The sequence below is a fragment of the Rhodococcus sp. 5A-K4 genome, from assembly GCF_046097995.1.
Classification (GTDB): domain Bacteria; phylum Actinomycetota; class Actinomycetes; order Mycobacteriales; family Mycobacteriaceae; genus Rhodococcus_F; species Rhodococcus_F erythropolis.
Window position 1 is genome coordinate 139604 of record NZ_JBJURM010000002.1, and the last position, 14341, is coordinate 153944.

The window sequence follows — 14341 nt, forward strand, 5'->3', positions numbered from 1 at the left end:
TCAGCGGCCTCCCATGGGAATTACTGTTCCAGTTGATGATTCGGACATGATGACCGTTTTGATCGCCGTGTAGGCGAGCATTCCGTCCTCCCCCTTTTCAGTGCCGAATCCTGATGACTTGCGCCCACCGATAGTGGATTCCGGTCCGGCGGCGGCGGCATAGGAGTTGATCCAGAAGTAGCCCGTCTCGATGCGTCGGGCCACGGTGAGGGCCTTCGCGAGGTCGCTGGTCCAGCATCCACCGGCGAGGCCGTATTCGGACGTATTGGCGATATCTATCGCGTGGTTCGTGTCGGTGAATCTCTGCACCGTCACGACCGGACCGAAAGTCTCCTCCCGCAGGATCGCCAGATCGGTGAGGTCGCCGACGTCGATCACCGTCGGCAGAAAGTACCCAGACTCGGGAGTTGCTCCGGTGGGTGAATCGCCACCGCACAAGACTTTTGCACCTGCTTCTTCCGCGTCTCGCACGATGCTGCGGACTCGGGAGACGTCCTGGGCGGTGATCAACGATCCGATATCGCTGTTCGGGTCGAACGGATCACCGACTCGCAGTGAACGAGTCTTGGCCACAAGCGATTCGATGAAACGATCGGCGATATTCTCCTGTACGAGAATTCTCGATCCGGAGAAACATCGTTGTCCGGAGTTGCGGAAGATCGCGCCGACGGACCCCTCGACCGCACTGTCGAACGGTGCGTCGTCGAAGATGATGTTCGCAGACTTGCCGCCCAACTCGAGGAGAACGCGTTTGAGTCCGGCCACCGAATCGGATCCGACGCGCGCCCCGACGGTGCTGCTTCCGGTGAACGAGACCATGTCCACCTCCGGCGACGAGACCAATGCGGTCCCGACGTCCGCGAATCCCTGCACGATGTTGACCACTCCGTTGGGCAGGCCGGCCTCGACGAGGTATTCGGCAAAGGCGATTGCAGCCAGCGGACTCTTCTCCGGCGACTTGACCACAACGGTGTTGCCCATCGCGATGGCGGCAGCGATCTTCATCGCGCAGAACATCAATGGTGCATTGAAGGGCATGAAGATGGCCACGACGCCCACAGGTTCACGCCATGTCATCTCCACGTACCCGTCACCGAGCGGCAGGGTGGAGCCCCTCATCCTGCTTGCCCACCCTGCCGCCGACTTGGTCAACGAGGTCGAATTGACCACGTCGAAACTTGCTTCCGGTGAGGTCTTTCCGTTGTCGAGGGTGACCAATGCCGTCAGCCGGTCCATGTCGCGAAGCATTGTGTCCGCGGCGCGGTCCAGGATGGCGGCACGTGTCGTCGCAGAACTGTCCGCCCAGGCCGGAAAGGCTTGACGCGCTGCGCTCACTGCATCCGATACCTGACCTGGTGACGAGGATCGGACTTCGGCGATCTGAGTGCCGGTTGCCGGAAACACGTCGGAGAATATCTGGCCGCCGCCGTCGACGAACATGCCGTCGATCAGCGTGTGCACGCGAGGGAGTCGGGCCGTTTCGACGGCGCGGGCGAAGACTGTCGGATCCGATTGCAGCATAGTCAGTTCTCCTTCGGGAGTCGTCTGCCCAAGAAGTCCAGTAGGTGTCCGTGGAATTCGTCGGGGCGTTCCGCGAAACCGTAGTGTCCAACGCCCTCGAGTTCGTGAATTTCGGAATCCTCGATGCGCTCGGCCATCGCCCGCATACCGGCGACCGGACAGGCCGTGTCCACGGTTCCCGCCAGGAGCAAGGTCGGGACCGCCAGATTGTCGAGAGCCTCACGGCCGTCGTACGACGCGATAGCGCGGATCGAATCGGCGAAGGTAGCGGTTCGCATGGCGAGGATGGCTTCGCGGACCTTGTCCACGAGCGGTCCGGAGGCAGTGGGCCCCATCATCGAATCGAGCAATGGACGCACATACTCTGCGACGGTCTGTCCGTTCTCGATCGGTTCGAGCCGTTCGGCCAGGTATCGCTTCTGGTCTTCCGGAGTGCGCGAAGCAAAACCTGCTGATGCTCCGGACAGGACAACAGCATCGACGAGTGGTTCGTTGTTGGCGGTCAAGGGTGCGATGAGCGCGCCCATGGAGTGACCGAGCAGGACGTTGACGGCCGTAGCTTCTGACTGAACCAGCGACGTCGCTGCTGCGGAGAACGTCGTGATGGACGGAGTCTGCGCTGGCGGGGTCATGCCGTATCCGGGACAATTCCAGACGACGACTCGATAGCCTGCATCAGCGAGAACCGTTGCAGTATTAGCGAAATAGCTGCCGTCGCCGTAGGCTCCGTGAAGCATGAATACGGTGGTTGTCCCGCTTCCGTGGACGGTGTAGTCGATGGTGCCGGTGTTTGCGGCGATCATTTCTCTCCTGGGTGTGTGTCGGTGGTATCCACGGAGTGGTGTGTGTCGGTGGTATCCACGGAGTCGATCCATTTCGTCAGTGCCCGGGCGAGCGCCTCGGGTTCCTCCGCGGGCAACATGTGGGCAGCGTGGGGAATGCCGGCGAAGGTCGCCCCTACTCGATCGGCAAGAGCCTGCTGTTCGCCTGGTGGTACAACAAGGTCGGATTCTGCGGCAATCACGGCAAGCGGAACTTCAGTGGCGAGTAGCAGCTCAGTCCGGTCGGGGCGAGAGGCTATCGCGGCACTGTGCGCGCTGTATCGCTGAGGACCGTAAGCACGCACTCCGCGGAGCCGTTCCGTCAAGACATCGGGATCTTCGACGTTGTCCGCGTGGAATACGAGATCGACGCGGCCCATCGCGAAGTTCTCGAATTCACCGGCCAACGCACGTTCTGCCTTGTCCAATCGGGCCGTTGCGGTGGCTTCGTCATCGGTTCCCTGTGGCGTGTTCACCAGTGCCACCCCGGAAATGCGCTCCGGGCAGTACTCGAGAAGCGCCATGGCGACCACTCCTCCGAAGGAATGCCCGACAAGGAAGAACTGATCGGGTAGATCGACTGCGAGTGCTGCGGCGATCTTGTCGACGTCACCGATTGCGGGAACATTCACGGCTGTTGCGCGCAGTGTTGTCGGAAGTGCGTTGATTACACGGTCCCAGACCAAGGCGTCGTTATTGAGCCCCGGGACAAAAACGATGTCTGTCATCGTGCTGCGCGCCCTTCGCCGGCGATACGGTCACCTTCGACCCAGCAGGAATGGGTGCCCACTGAAATCCGTTCGGGGAGAATGACCGTGCACACCGGATCGCCGGTCAGATCGTCTGCACGATAGATAACGCATTCGGAGCGATCCTGAATCAAGTCGGTGATGAAAACTATGCAGTAGCCGTCGTCTTCTGCGCTAGAACCTGCCGGACGCGCGATTGCGGGCTCACTGCCCCATCGGCCAGGCCCGAATTCCAGGCGGACGGCATTTCCGGTGTGCAGGTCGTAACGTTTGAGGCCGTTCAGATGCCATTCGCCCTTTTCGAACAAGGCGTTGTACGAGTACCGGTACGGGCGTCCGACCACGTCGTTGCTGATGACGGGGAACTCACTCACTTCGTCGTCGAGGGGAAACTCTCTGACCTCTCCGGTGACCATGTTGAACATCCAGCGATAGAGATGCGCGCCGGTGGGATGCATGTCGACGTTTCTACGGATACGGGCGTAGATCGCGTGGGCATCTTCTTCAACTCCGACAGGAGGTTTCACAAGGTTGTCCCAGATGCATCCATCCTGTACTACCCAGTCGCCGTCTTCGAAACAATTGGACAGATGCATGACCCAGCAGGGCTTTGCTTCGAACCAACGAACATCGGCGCTGGTTCCGTAGCGGGGGATAACACCGAATCGCGCTGGAATGTCGTCGTGGAACGAACCTTTGTGGATTCCCTTCTTCAGTAGTTCCTCGTCGAAGAAGTACGGCAGGTCGTGGAGAATCGAATAGTGCTCGGTCATACCGAGGTCGTGGGGCCATCGTGGGCCGGGTAGTTCGATCGGCACGTAGTGAACGAGATTGTCTGCCTTGTTGACTACTCCGTAGTTCATGAACGGAGCCTTCTGTGGATAATTGAAGAACGTCATCTCGCCGGTGGCGTTGTCCACCTTGTAGTGCGACGACAATCCGTCGGGGACAAGTTTCGCCCAATTCTTGTTTGGACCAAGGGTTTCCAGGGTGTCCGGGCTCAAACACCAAGGCTCACTTCCTTGCGACATCGTGGCAATCAGATGACCGGCGTGGGCGATGACGTCGGTACCGGCATTGTCCTTCATCGACCCCATCGATCCCCAGCCTCGACGTTGGTACTCCTGAGGCTGGAGAATTCCCGGCCACAGAGCCTTCTTTGCCCCCTGCTCGGCCAAGAACCCTGTGGTACGGACGAAGGCGTTCCGGTACTCGCATGTGCCGTCACGAAAGCGAATGGCGTGAAGCATGCCGTCGCCGTCGAATGGATGATAGATCCCGGTAGGTGTGGTTGCGTTGTTGTGTGTGTTGCGGACGTAGATGCCGTCCAATTCTTCCGGGATGGAACCGATGATCGTCAGTTCGTCGCCGCTGACGGCGTATTCCTTGCCCTGTGGTCTCCACGCGCCGCGGAGCCACGGATTCTCTTGGTCTTCTTCGGCAGGAACGCTGATGAACAGTGTGTCGTTGACGTCATACATGAGCGCCTCCTCGGGACTCGGTCGGTACGGTAGCGGGGGCGATGCCAGGCCGTGTGGAATCGTGATCGGCGGGTATGGGACGGCGTCGCTTCGTGATTCGTGAGTACAGAGCCGCTGCGCCGCCGGCGATACCGGTGGGCATCAAGAACATCAAGGCCACGAGCAGGGCGCCATAGATCATGTTCGCGCCCGATCCGCCGATCAGGTCTGCGGTGTACGTCGGTAGGAAAGCGAGAACCAGGCCGCCGATCAACGGTCCGATCAGCGTGCCGGATCCGCCGATTAGCAGACCGGTCAAGAGCTGAATTCCCAAGAAGACACCAAACGTCTCGGGCGCGACGACACCGGTGACGAGCACGAACATGGACCCACCCACCGCCGCGAATGCGGCGCTGACGGCAAATGCGATGGTCTTCTGTCGGGAAAGATTGATTCCACTTGTGGCTGCTGCTGTTTCGTTGTCACGGATGGCCGTCAGCGTTCGGGCCGGTCCGTACTTTGCAAAGTTGCGGCAGATGAGAATGCCGATGCCTGTCACTGCCGCGACAACAACAAAATTGATCGAAGTCTGTGTGATGAAGTCGGGTACGCCGTCGGGAATGACCCAGGCAGAGTGAAGCAGTTTGCCGTTCACTCCACCGGTCAGCGATCCGAATCGTGTGATCAGCAAGGGAAATACCACCGCGAAGCTCAAGGTGACTAGTCCGAGGTAGTGCCCTTTCAGTCGAAGGGCTGGAAGGCCGGCGACTATTCCGACGACAAATCCGATGAGTGCGCCGACGGGTAGGGTAGCGATAATCGACAGTCCGTGATCGGTCACCAAGATGGTGCTGGTGTAAGCGCCGATACCGAAGAATGCGCTGTGGCCCAAGGAAATTTGCCCGGCATATCCGGAGACAAGGTTGAGTCCGAGGATGGCCAATGCATATGCCAGCGCAGTCGCCAACTGGAGTATCTTTGCGTCGGGGACGAACACCACCGCGCCCAGTACTGCGATGAGGTAGACGAGAGTCCCGACGATCAGTGTCCGTCGTGAACTCGGTGCGCGCAATGACGAGGGAAATGCGGTCGCGGTCATACTCGCGCAACCTCCTTGCGGCCGAAGAGGCCTTGTGGGCGAACAGTGAGGACCACCAGGAGCATGACCAGCGCAAGTGCCAATCCGGACTGGGCTCCGATAGCGGGAAAAATCGAAGGCACAATGGATTCCACAAGTCCAACCAGCAATCCACCCACCACGGCCCCGCCAAAGCTGTCGAAGCCGCCGACACATGCCGCAGTGAATCCGTAGATCAGGACGTTGGCCATCATCGTGAAACTCAGCGCGCTTGCAGCTTGTGACGTCATAACGCCTGCAAGAGTTCCCGGCACAGCGGCTAGAGCCCACCCGAGTGCGAAGGTTGCAGCCACGGGAATTCCCACGAGGGCGGCAGACGATCGGTTCGAGATGACGGCGCGATATGCCAATCCGAGTTTGGTCTTGGAGAGCAACAGCCAGAGGAACACCAGCAGAGCAGCCAGCGTCAGCCAGATGCCTATGGTGATGTAGCTCAGTGTGAATGGTGGAGTTCCATCGAGAACGGTGATCCGGTCGTCGACACCGTCGGGGAACGGAGCAAGTGGCGTTTTGTTGTCGACGCCCCACACCACCCCGCCGAAAGCGTTGGCAAAGAGGAAGAGTCCGAGGACAGCGATCAATGCCGCTGCGTGTCCGCGCTTTTCGAGTGGCCGCATGATGAAGTACTGAATCGCCGCACTGGCAACTGCGGAGATCACCATCGAGGCGATGATCGCGACCCAGATCGGAAGTCCAGCAGCGATCAAACTGAACGACAGCAATGCCGAGAGCATTGCAAATTCACCTTGCGCGAAGTTGAGGTGGCCGGTGGTGCGAAACACTGTGACCAGTGCTATGGCCAACAGTGCGTACAGAGCTCCGTTGGACAATCCGGTCGACACCGTTGTCAAGATGCTTGCCGGATCACTTCCGGCCGCGAGAATGCTTGTGGAAGTTGTCATGTCATAACCCCAGATAGGCTTGGCGGACACCGTCGTGGCTCTGCAGTTCGGTGGCCGATCCGGACAGCACGGTGTGACCGGCTTCGAGGACGTAGCCGCGGTCTGCGATTGCAAGGGCCAGTTCCGCGCTTTGTTCGACCACAAGCATCGACGTGTTCAAATCCTTGTTGATCGTGGAGAGGAGATTAAAGAGCTCTTGGACGACCAGCGGTGCGAGCCCGAGAGACGGTTCGTCTAGTAGGAGCAAGCGGGGGCGGGACATCATTGCCCTGGCGACAGCGAGCATCTGTTGCTCGCCTCCGCTCAACGTTCCGGATTTCTGCTCACGACGCTCGGCCAACCGTGGAAACCGTTCGAACCACATCGCGATGTCGGCACTGATCTCGGCTCGGCCTTTTCGCAGATACGCGCCGGCGTACAGGTTGTCGAGAACCGTCAGGTCCTTGAAAGTCCCTCGCCCTTGCGGAACCATCGCAACGCCGCGGCGAACGATGCTGCGAGTCGACTTTCCGACTAGTTCTGTGCCGTCGAAAATTGCGCTGCCAGAGGTCGACACGAGGCTGCACAGCGCTCGCAACGTGGTTGTCTTCCCGGCGCCGTTTGCGCCGAGTAGAACGACGATCTCACCCTGCTCGACAGAAAGATCGACGCCGTGCAGTACCGGTAACTGTCCGTATCGTGCAGAGAGTCCACGAACTTCGAGAAAGCTGCTCATTGTCCCCACTTTCCTAGATACGCTTCGATCACGCGCGGGTCGCTTGTGACGTCCTTCGGAAGGCCGTCGGCGATCTTTCGGCCACGATCGAGCACGACAACGTGGTCACACACGCTTGTCACCATTCCCATGTGGTGCTCGACGAGAAGCACTGTGAGGTCGAGTCGCTCCTTGATCTGCGACAGATCAGCTGCAAGTTCGTGAACTTCGCTGTGGATCAACCCGTTTGCAGGCTCGTCCAGTAGCAAAATTCTCGGATCGGACGCCAACGCTCGAGCAAGCTCAACCCGTTTCAGTGTTCCGATCGGCAGATCTGCTGCCATGGACCCTGCCAGATGTGACAGTCCCAAATCTTCGAGGATTGCGAAGGCCTTTTCCTGAGATTGCATTTCGCGTGCCCTGGCACCGATTCCGACCGCTGTGCGGATCCAGCTTGCTTTCTGCTCGAGGCGCACGCCGACAGTGACGTTGTCGAGTACGGACAGTGAAGGAAATAGTGCAATTTCCTGGAACGTGCGGGCGACGCCGAGTTCCGGAATCCTGTGAACGGGTACGGCGAGGAGGTCCAGTTCGCCGAACAATTCGATGGAACCGCTACTGGGTTGATAAATGCGGCTCATGATGTTGAATGCGCTGGTCTTGCCGGCCCCGTTCGGGCCGATGAGACCGCAAATACTCTGGGGCGCAACGTCGAAGGAGAGCTTGTCCAAAGCCTGGATTCCACCGAACGACAGTGAGAGGTCGGTAATGGCGAGGGCGGGAGCGTTCATGGCATGTCCTGAAATTCCGGTGGGATCAGGGTGCAGACGCGGTGACGTCTACACCGGTCGGCTCCCACGATTTGGTGGGCGCGTCGTACGCGAGCATCGAACCGTCCCCGACGGGGAATGGAACGTCACCGTTGATGACCGTTCGGGAGTCGGGGAAGTTCAGTGGCAGTACCGTGTCAGTGGACCAGACTGCATTGATCAGATTGATCCGGTTCAAACCACCCTCTGCGGAGGCCGCGCGCTGGAGTTGCTCGACGAGGAGCGCCGCGAACCGGTATCCGTCTGCCACGTAGGTCGAGCGTGGATCGTAGGAGGGTTGGTACTTCTGCATGGCCTCCAAGTACTCCCTCATGCTGGGTTCTGTTGCAGCAGTAGTATCGGCCGGGTCGAGAGAGCTCCGTACGGTCAGCAATCCGTCCGCGAGTTCACCCAGTGGCTCAAAGAATTGTGTGGTGTCGCGGCAGGAGGGCGGCACCACGATCGGTCCGCCGAATCCTGCTCGACGGGCGGCAGAGACGAGTTGGTTGCAGAATGCCCCACTTGTTGCCGCAACGATGGCATCAGGCGATTTCGCCAACATTTCGGTTACCTGATTGCTCATGGAGACGGCAGTCGAGTCGTGTGACTGCGAAGCGACGATCTCCACGGATGTTCCCTCGATGCCCCGAGTGAATGCTTCGTCGAGGGCCTTGCCGGTGTCCGAATTCCATACCAGTTCTGCAACTTTTGCACCGGAAGGAAACTTCTTGTCGATGAACTCAGCGGTGGCTTCGCCCCAGGCGTCGTACGGGAGGAAGCTCGATGTCGACCACGGGTGGTTAGCGGGATCGTAGAACGAATGATCGCCTGTTGATGCGTAAAGTTGTGGTACGCAATTTGTTTCATACATTTGTCGGGTGGCGAGGTTCTGTGGGGTGCCCAGCTGAAAGATCGTGGCGAACACGTTGTCCTGTTCGATCAAGGCTTTCACGTTGGCCACCGCACGGGCGGGGTCGAGCGCATCGTCCTTGGCGTTGAGCGTTACCTTGTGCCCGTCGACACCGCCGTCGGCATTGATCTTGTCGAAGTAGGCATTGATTCCACCGAGCGACAGCGCGGACGAGGCGCCGGAACCTGATTGGGCGAGTGAGGTTCCGATTACGATGTCGGCTCCAGTGGAGAGTGATTCACTAGCTCCTGCAGGGCATTTCGTCGTGTCGATCGTCACCTTGCCGGCGGTGATCTCGCCGCCGCCCGACGTTGCCTGCGTGCCGCTTGTCGAGCAGCCTGTGAGGGCCAGACCGAGGACAACAGGAGCGGCGAAGTACGAGATCCGTCGACGGGACGCACCTCGTCGAGTGTTCGAGAATGAGGATGAAATGGGCATGAAAAGTCTCGCTTTCACTGATTCGCGGGAGATGACGCGACGTCGGCAGATGAAGGCGCCAGGACGCTCCCGGTGACCGCACAACTGCTGCGGGTGCAACGGGTAATCGGGTGACCGCGAATTCAGGCGCGGATACCGAGTTTCGAGCGGGAGAGCTACAGGGGCGACCTGCTCAGATCTGGCAGATGTGGTCGAACCCTCGCGCGGCTGGCTTGGATTATCTTCTCGTGTAGTGCTTCTGAACTAGATCTGATCGGTTTCGGAGGTATCTGCGGCTCGGGCGAGACGCAGGATCGAGAGAATATGGTCGGTCATCAATCGGCTGGCCTCTGTGCCGTCGCCGGATTCGATTGCTGCATAGATCCGTTCGTGGTCCAGGTGCCACCACGGATTGGTTTCGGGATCGTGTTCATTGAGCCTGGTGATCCCTCGCGGGCCCGTGGTCAGAGATCGCATGATGCCGCTGAGGACCGGGTTCTTGGTCATTCGAACCAGTTCCTCGTGAAACCCGAAGACATCTTCGGTTTCACCGTCTGCTGTGTGTGCGTGCATTGCTCGGTGCAGAGAGGCAAGGTCGCGTTCTGTGCGCCTCTCAGCTGCTGTCGAGGCGATGAAGGGTTCGATACCCAGTCTGGCTTCGACAACGTCGGTCAGCGAGCGGTTTCCTTCGAACAGCATGTCGGATACGCGAATGACTGCCGCATCCGACGGCCGTTCGGTGAGAAATACTCCTGAGCCGTGTCTTGTTTCGATCATTCCGACCGCTTCGAGTGACGAAAGAGCTTGTCGCAGTGAATGGCGTGACACGCCCAACGTGGCGGCAAGTTCTCTCTCGGGCGGCAGAGCGGTGCCTGGCGAGAAGCGTCCTCCCCGGATCATGTCCTGGAGGTGATCGCGAACCTGGTCATGTACCGGGATGCGCTTGATCTCGAACGGCTTGCTCATCTTCGTATTGTCTCCGATCGCGGTGAACCGGTGGGCGCACGGTGGACCCGAGGCGAGTGTTTGATTGGTTGAACCAATCTGAAATGAGATTAGGCTCACAGATGGACCCAGTCAAGGGTTGGCTCGAATTTCGTCCGTCAGTGGCGGTTATCGACTGGTCGGAAGGTGTAGACGACGCCGGGTATTCGCATTGTTCATCGAGTCATGGTGCAGGCTAGGTACAGCGAGATTGCGGTGCTCGATCGTCGATGGCGCGTTCCATCTTCTGCAGTCGGTAGGTCAAAGTGTTGCGGTGGATATGAACGCGCTGTGCTGCGGAGGTGCTGTTGAACGCAGATTCTCGCCAATTCGATCGCGGCGGCGTTGACCTGGCATGGGTCAGTTACGGGTGACGCCGAGGAGCAGTGCGATCAGGTCGAGGGCCGTCTCGATCTCCGCCTTTTCCCGCCCGAGTAGAGGGGCGTAGAGGTGTACGTCGCAGATGCGAACGAGAGCTTCGCCCAGCACTTGCGGCGAAAGCGTGATCGTCAGTTGGCCGGCGTCGACCTGGGACTGCAAGATTTCGGCGGTGATGGAGGCGGAGATCGATTCGATGGAGCCGGGCATCATCGCGAGTTTGATGAACACCATCGGTTCGCGTTTGGTCAGCGCTCGCAGTTCGGTCGACGATTCCACCGATCGCATGACGCGGCCGAACACGTCGAGGATGTACTCCGGACCTTGCCCCGACGCTTGTGACATCGCCTTCCGGTATGTCCGTTCGGTGGCCTCGGCCAGCACTGTTCCGAGCAGTTCGTCGCGATTGCCGACCCAGCGGTAGAGCGTCGCGCGGCCTACTCCGAGACGTTCGGCGAGCAGTGACATGTCGAGTGGTTCCTCCGCGAGGTACATGCTCGCGGCGGTGTCGATCGCGCGTCGGCGTTCGAGGTCGGTAGGCATCGGGACATTCTCTCCGGTTGTCCGGTACTGCACAATTTCGGCGGTCGAACAGAGGTGGGCTTCGGGTGGATCGAACCTATTGACGAACCAAGCGACGTGAGACACACTAGCTCATTGTCTCATGTTAGTGATGGCGATCACAGTCAGGGGTTCGATCGATGAGTTCAGTACAAACCGTTCGTGGGCCGGTGGACACAGCCGATCTGGGAAAGGTGTTGATGCACGAGCATGTCTTCGTTCTGGGGGAGGAGATGCGTCAGAACTATCCCGACTACCCGGAGCCTTGGGACGAGGAGGCTCGAGTAGCCGATGCGGTGACCAAGCTGTCCGAACTGAAGTCGCGAGGGATCAGCACGATCGTCGATCCCACGGTCATCGGACTCGGTCGCTACATCCCGCGTATTGCGCGGATCAACGAGCAGGTCGATCTCAACATCATCGTCGCCACCGGCGTCTACACGTACAACGACATTCCGTTCCAATTCCATTACACCGGTCCAGGTTTGCTGTTCGACGTGCGCGAGCCGATGGTTGATCTATTTGTGAAGGACATCAAGGACGGCATTGCCGGCACAGACATCCGCGCGTCATTCCTCAAGTGCGCCATCGAAGAACCTGGTCTGACTCCCGGTGTCGAGCGTGTGATGCGAGCGGTCGGTCAGGCGCAGGTCGAAACCGGGGTACCGATCACGGTTCACACGAACCCGCACACGGAATCGGGCCTCGTTGCGCAGAAGGTTCTGGCCGAGGAAGGTGCAGATCTGAGCAAGGTCGTCATCGGGCACTCGGGTGATTCGACCGACCTGGACTACCTGTGTGCACTTGCCGATGCGGGTTCGCTACTCGGGATGGACCGTTTCGGTCTCGATGTTCTGCTCCCGTTCGAAGAGCGGGTGAACACCGTCGTGGAACTGGCCCGCCGAGGCTATGCCGAGAAAATGGTTCTGGCACATGATGCCTCGTGCTTCATCGACTGGTTCTCGAGTGAGGCCAAGGCAGCCGCAGTGCCGAACTGGAATTTCACCCACATCAGCGATCAGGTCATTCCCACGCTGCTCGAACGTGGCGTCACCGAAGATCAGATCAACACCATGCTGGTGGACAATCCGCGTCGGTACTTCGAGAGCTGAGTTATGACCAACGTGTACGAGAGCAAGCCATGGCTCGCCAATTACGACGCCGACACTCCGCCGAATGTGGACATCGAGCATGTCAATGCCCTCGCGATGTTCCGTGCGTCGCTGGAGCGCGATCGCACCGCCCCGATCATCAGGTACTTCGACAGGACCGTCAGCTTTGCCGAGCTCGACGAGATGTCGGACGCGCTTGCGGTAGCCCTCGCCGTGGACGGAATCGGGTTCGGCGACAGAGTTTCCTTTGTCCTGCAGAATGTTCCGCAGTTCGTCATCGCGACGGTCGCAGTCTGGAAACTCGGCGCTGTCGTCGTTCCGGTCAATCCGATGTACCGGGACCGTGAGCTGTCCACCGTACTCGCGGACAGCGGCGCGGTAGCAGTCATCTGTCTCGAGTCCTCGGCCGAGACCGTGGCGACTGCGTCCGAGGGCACCGAAGTGCGACGGGTCATCACCACGTCGGAACGGGATTTTCAGTCGCGCGACGATGAACGGATCTTCGGTTCGGCGTCCAGGATTCGACATGATGGATTTCCGGACCTACTGGAACTGATCGAGGCTCATCGAGGACAGAAGCCCGAGAAGGTCGATCTGTCCCCGGAAGACCTTGCCTACCTTCCTTATACGTCGGGGACGACCGGCCCGCCGAAGGGGTCGATGAACACGCACGCAAATGTCGTGTTCGCAGCGCAGATCTATCGGGACTGGTTGGGGCTGCGCCCCGGCGGCGCGATGTTCGCGGTGGCGCCACTGTTCCATATCACCGGGTTGATCGGGCACGTCGCGGCTCCACTCCTGGCCGGCGCGCCCACGATTCTGACCTGCCGATTCCATCCCCTCGTTGCAGCGGAGTCGATTTCGGAGCATCGGGCTACCGCGATCATCGGAGCGATCACGGTATTCATCGCGTGGACGGACAGCGCCGCAGTCTCGAAGGAATCGTTGAGCTCTCTCGAGTCGGTGTATTCAGGTGGCGCGCCGATCCCGCACGCCGCGTTGGAAGCGTTCCGGGCGAAGTTCGGTCACTACGTTCACAACGGCTACGGGCTGACCGAGACGAACAGCCCGGCGATCGTGGTGCCGAATTCGCGTGAAGCGCCGGTAGATCCGGCGTCGGGGGCCGTTGCTGTCGGCGTACCGGTATCGAATACGTACGCCGAGGTGGTGGACGAGAACGACAAGCCGGTACAGATCGGGGAGTACGGCGAGATCGTGGTCTCCGGTCCCCAGGTTGCACTCGGATACTGGAACAAGCCGGACGAGACCGCACATGCGATGCCGGACGGGCGTTTTCACACCGGCGACATCGGATTCATGGACGGCGACGGTTGGTTTTACATCGTCGACCGGATGAAGGATCAGATAAATGCCTCGGGCTTCAAAGTGTGGCCACGCGAAGTGGAAGATGTTCTCTACGAACACCCTGCCGTACGAGAGGCTGCCGTCGTCGGTGTCATGGATCCGTATCGCGGCGAAACCGTGAAGGCCTTCGTGTCCTTCAAGGACGGTGCCGAGGCGACCACCGAGGATCTGGTCGAGTTCTGCAAGGAAAGGCTTGCAGCATACAAGTATCCACGCATCGTCGAGGTCATGAATGACCTGCCGAAAACAGTGAGCGGCAAGATTCTTCGTCGTGAACTGCGGGTACCGAACTAGATCTGCCTGACAAACGAATTGCCGGCCGCCGACAAGGTGAGCCGGCCATTCGTCGTGGTGATCGGCGAGCATCGATAGGGGATTTAGTCCCTTATGCGGCAATGCATTTCAGTGATTGACATCACTCTTTTTGTATCGCAGACTGATCGCAACGCCACAGAGTTGAAGTTGGTGTCAGTTTCTACTTCTGGCCCGGTTTCACTTCTCAACTCCCGGCGCGACGAGC

At 59.5% G+C, this 14341-nt stretch carries 14 protein-coding genes; 2 read left to right on the top strand and 12 right to left on the bottom strand.

What is annotated here, in order from left to right; translation table 11 throughout:
* The 12 genes from ACKAMS_RS02970 to ACKAMS_RS03025 all read right to left on the bottom strand — a co-directional run bounded on the left by ACKAMS_RS02970 (position 1) and on the right by ACKAMS_RS03025 (position 11326).
* Positions 1–1521, bottom strand: coding sequence for an aldehyde dehydrogenase (locus ACKAMS_RS02970; RefSeq protein WP_283567231.1), 1521 nt, complete (start codon positions 1519–1521; stop codon positions 1–3).
* A 2-nt stretch (positions 1522–1523) separates the two neighbouring features.
* Positions 1524–2324: an alpha/beta fold hydrolase gene (locus ACKAMS_RS02975; RefSeq protein WP_408988581.1), complete on the bottom strand. Its 801-nt coding sequence runs from the start codon at positions 2322–2324 to the stop codon at positions 1524–1526.
* Positions 2321–3070 carry an alpha/beta fold hydrolase gene (locus tag ACKAMS_RS02980; RefSeq protein ID WP_408988582.1) on the bottom strand — a complete coding sequence of 250 codons (750 nt, stop codon included), beginning with the start codon at positions 3068–3070 and terminating at the stop codon, positions 2321–2323. The genes ACKAMS_RS02975 and ACKAMS_RS02980 overlap by 4 nt, the downstream gene beginning before the upstream one ends.
* The gene (locus tag ACKAMS_RS02985) at positions 3067–4572 is read right to left on the bottom strand and encodes a carotenoid oxygenase family protein (RefSeq protein WP_182261930.1); all 1506 of its coding nucleotides are present in this window, start codon (positions 4570–4572) and stop codon (positions 3067–3069) included. Before ACKAMS_RS02985 ends, ACKAMS_RS02980 begins: the two co-directional genes overlap by 4 nt.
* Positions 4565–5650: a branched-chain amino acid ABC transporter permease gene (locus tag ACKAMS_RS02990; RefSeq protein WP_182261929.1), complete on the bottom strand. Its 1086-nt coding sequence runs from the start codon at positions 5648–5650 to the stop codon at positions 4565–4567. The genes ACKAMS_RS02985 and ACKAMS_RS02990 overlap by 8 nt, the downstream gene beginning before the upstream one ends.
* Positions 5647–6591: a branched-chain amino acid ABC transporter permease gene (locus ACKAMS_RS02995; RefSeq protein ID WP_408988583.1), complete on the bottom strand. Its 945-nt coding sequence runs from the start codon at positions 6589–6591 to the stop codon at positions 5647–5649. Before ACKAMS_RS02995 ends, ACKAMS_RS02990 begins: the two co-directional genes overlap by 4 nt.
* Before the next feature lies 1 nt (position 6592).
* Complete coding sequence (locus ACKAMS_RS03000) at positions 6593–7306, bottom strand: ABC transporter ATP-binding protein (RefSeq protein ID WP_033233641.1); 714 nt, start codon at positions 7304–7306, stop codon at positions 6593–6595.
* A complete protein-coding gene (locus ACKAMS_RS03005; RefSeq protein ID WP_042446319.1) occupies positions 7303–8076 on the bottom strand; it encodes an ABC transporter ATP-binding protein in 774 nt (257 codons plus the stop codon). Before ACKAMS_RS03005 ends, ACKAMS_RS03000 begins: the two co-directional genes overlap by 4 nt.
* Positions 8077–8101: 25 nt before the next feature.
* Entirely contained in the window at positions 8102–9442 is a 1341-nt protein-coding gene (locus ACKAMS_RS03010) for an ABC transporter substrate-binding protein (protein ID WP_408988584.1), read from the bottom strand.
* Positions 9443–9685: 243 nt separating this feature from the next.
* Positions 9686–10387 carry a FadR/GntR family transcriptional regulator gene (locus ACKAMS_RS03015; protein ID WP_051730415.1) on the bottom strand — a complete coding sequence of 234 codons (702 nt, stop codon included), beginning with the start codon at positions 10385–10387 and terminating at the stop codon, positions 9686–9688.
* Between the two features lie 214 nt (positions 10388–10601).
* On the bottom strand, positions 10602–10769 hold the full coding sequence (locus tag ACKAMS_RS03020; protein WP_372461251.1) for a helix-turn-helix domain-containing protein: 168 nt from the start codon (positions 10767–10769) through the stop codon (positions 10602–10604).
* Positions 10766–11326 (bottom strand): QsdR family transcriptional regulator, encoded by a 561-nt coding sequence (locus tag ACKAMS_RS03025; protein ID WP_003943195.1) that lies wholly within the window; start codon positions 11324–11326, stop codon positions 10766–10768. The genes ACKAMS_RS03020 and ACKAMS_RS03025 overlap by 4 nt, the downstream gene beginning before the upstream one ends.
* Positions 11327–11484: 158 nt before the next feature.
* Between ACKAMS_RS03025 and ACKAMS_RS03030 the strand changes: the two genes are divergently transcribed.
* Complete coding sequence (locus ACKAMS_RS03030; protein WP_019745711.1) at positions 11485–12456, top strand: phosphotriesterase; 972 nt, start codon at positions 11485–11487, stop codon at positions 12454–12456.
* Between the two features lie 3 nt (positions 12457–12459).
* Positions 12460–14115, top strand: coding sequence for an AMP-binding protein (locus ACKAMS_RS03035; protein WP_153211447.1), 1656 nt, complete (start codon positions 12460–12462; stop codon positions 14113–14115).
* Positions 14116–14341 lie beyond the last annotated feature (226 nt).

Excerpts from the sequence above, each read along its gene's own strand:
- ACKAMS_RS03035 (WP_153211447.1), top strand. The coding sequence starts at position 12,460 with ATGACCAACGTGTACGAGAGCAAGCCATGGCTCGCCAATTACGACGCC.
- ACKAMS_RS02985 (WP_182261930.1), bottom strand. The coding sequence starts at position 4,572 with ATGTATGACGTCAACGACACACTGTTCATCAGCGTTCCTGCCGAAGAA.
- ACKAMS_RS02980 (WP_408988582.1), bottom strand. The coding sequence starts at position 3,070 with ATGACAGACATCGTTTTTGTCCCGGGGCTCAATAACGACGCCTTGGTC.
- ACKAMS_RS03005 (WP_042446319.1), bottom strand. The coding sequence starts at position 8,076 with ATGAACGCTCCCGCCCTCGCCATTACCGACCTCTCACTGTCGTTCGGT.
- ACKAMS_RS02995 (WP_408988583.1), bottom strand. The coding sequence starts at position 6,591 with ATGACAACTTCCACAAGCATTCTCGCGGCCGGAAGTGATCCGGCAAGC.
- ACKAMS_RS03025 (WP_003943195.1), bottom strand. The coding sequence starts at position 11,326 with ATGCCTACCGACCTCGAACGCCGACGCGCGATCGACACCGCCGCGAGC.
- ACKAMS_RS03015 (WP_051730415.1), bottom strand. The coding sequence starts at position 10,387 with ATGAGCAAGCCGTTCGAGATCAAGCGCATCCCGGTACATGACCAGGTT.
- ACKAMS_RS02970 (WP_283567231.1), bottom strand. The coding sequence starts at position 1,521 with ATGCTGCAATCGGATCCGACAGTCTTCGCCCGCGCCGTCGAAACGGCC.
- ACKAMS_RS02990 (WP_182261929.1), bottom strand. The coding sequence starts at position 5,650 with ATGACCGCGACCGCATTTCCCTCGTCATTGCGCGCACCGAGTTCACGA.
- ACKAMS_RS02975 (WP_408988581.1), bottom strand. The coding sequence starts at position 2,324 with ATGATCGCCGCAAACACCGGCACCATCGACTACACCGTCCACGGAAGC.
- ACKAMS_RS03030 (WP_019745711.1), top strand. The coding sequence starts at position 11,485 with ATGAGTTCAGTACAAACCGTTCGTGGGCCGGTGGACACAGCCGATCTG.
- ACKAMS_RS03000 (WP_033233641.1), bottom strand. The coding sequence starts at position 7,306 with ATGAGCAGCTTTCTCGAAGTTCGTGGACTCTCTGCACGATACGGACAG.
- ACKAMS_RS03010 (WP_408988584.1), bottom strand. The coding sequence starts at position 9,442 with ATGCCCATTTCATCCTCATTCTCGAACACTCGACGAGGTGCGTCCCGT.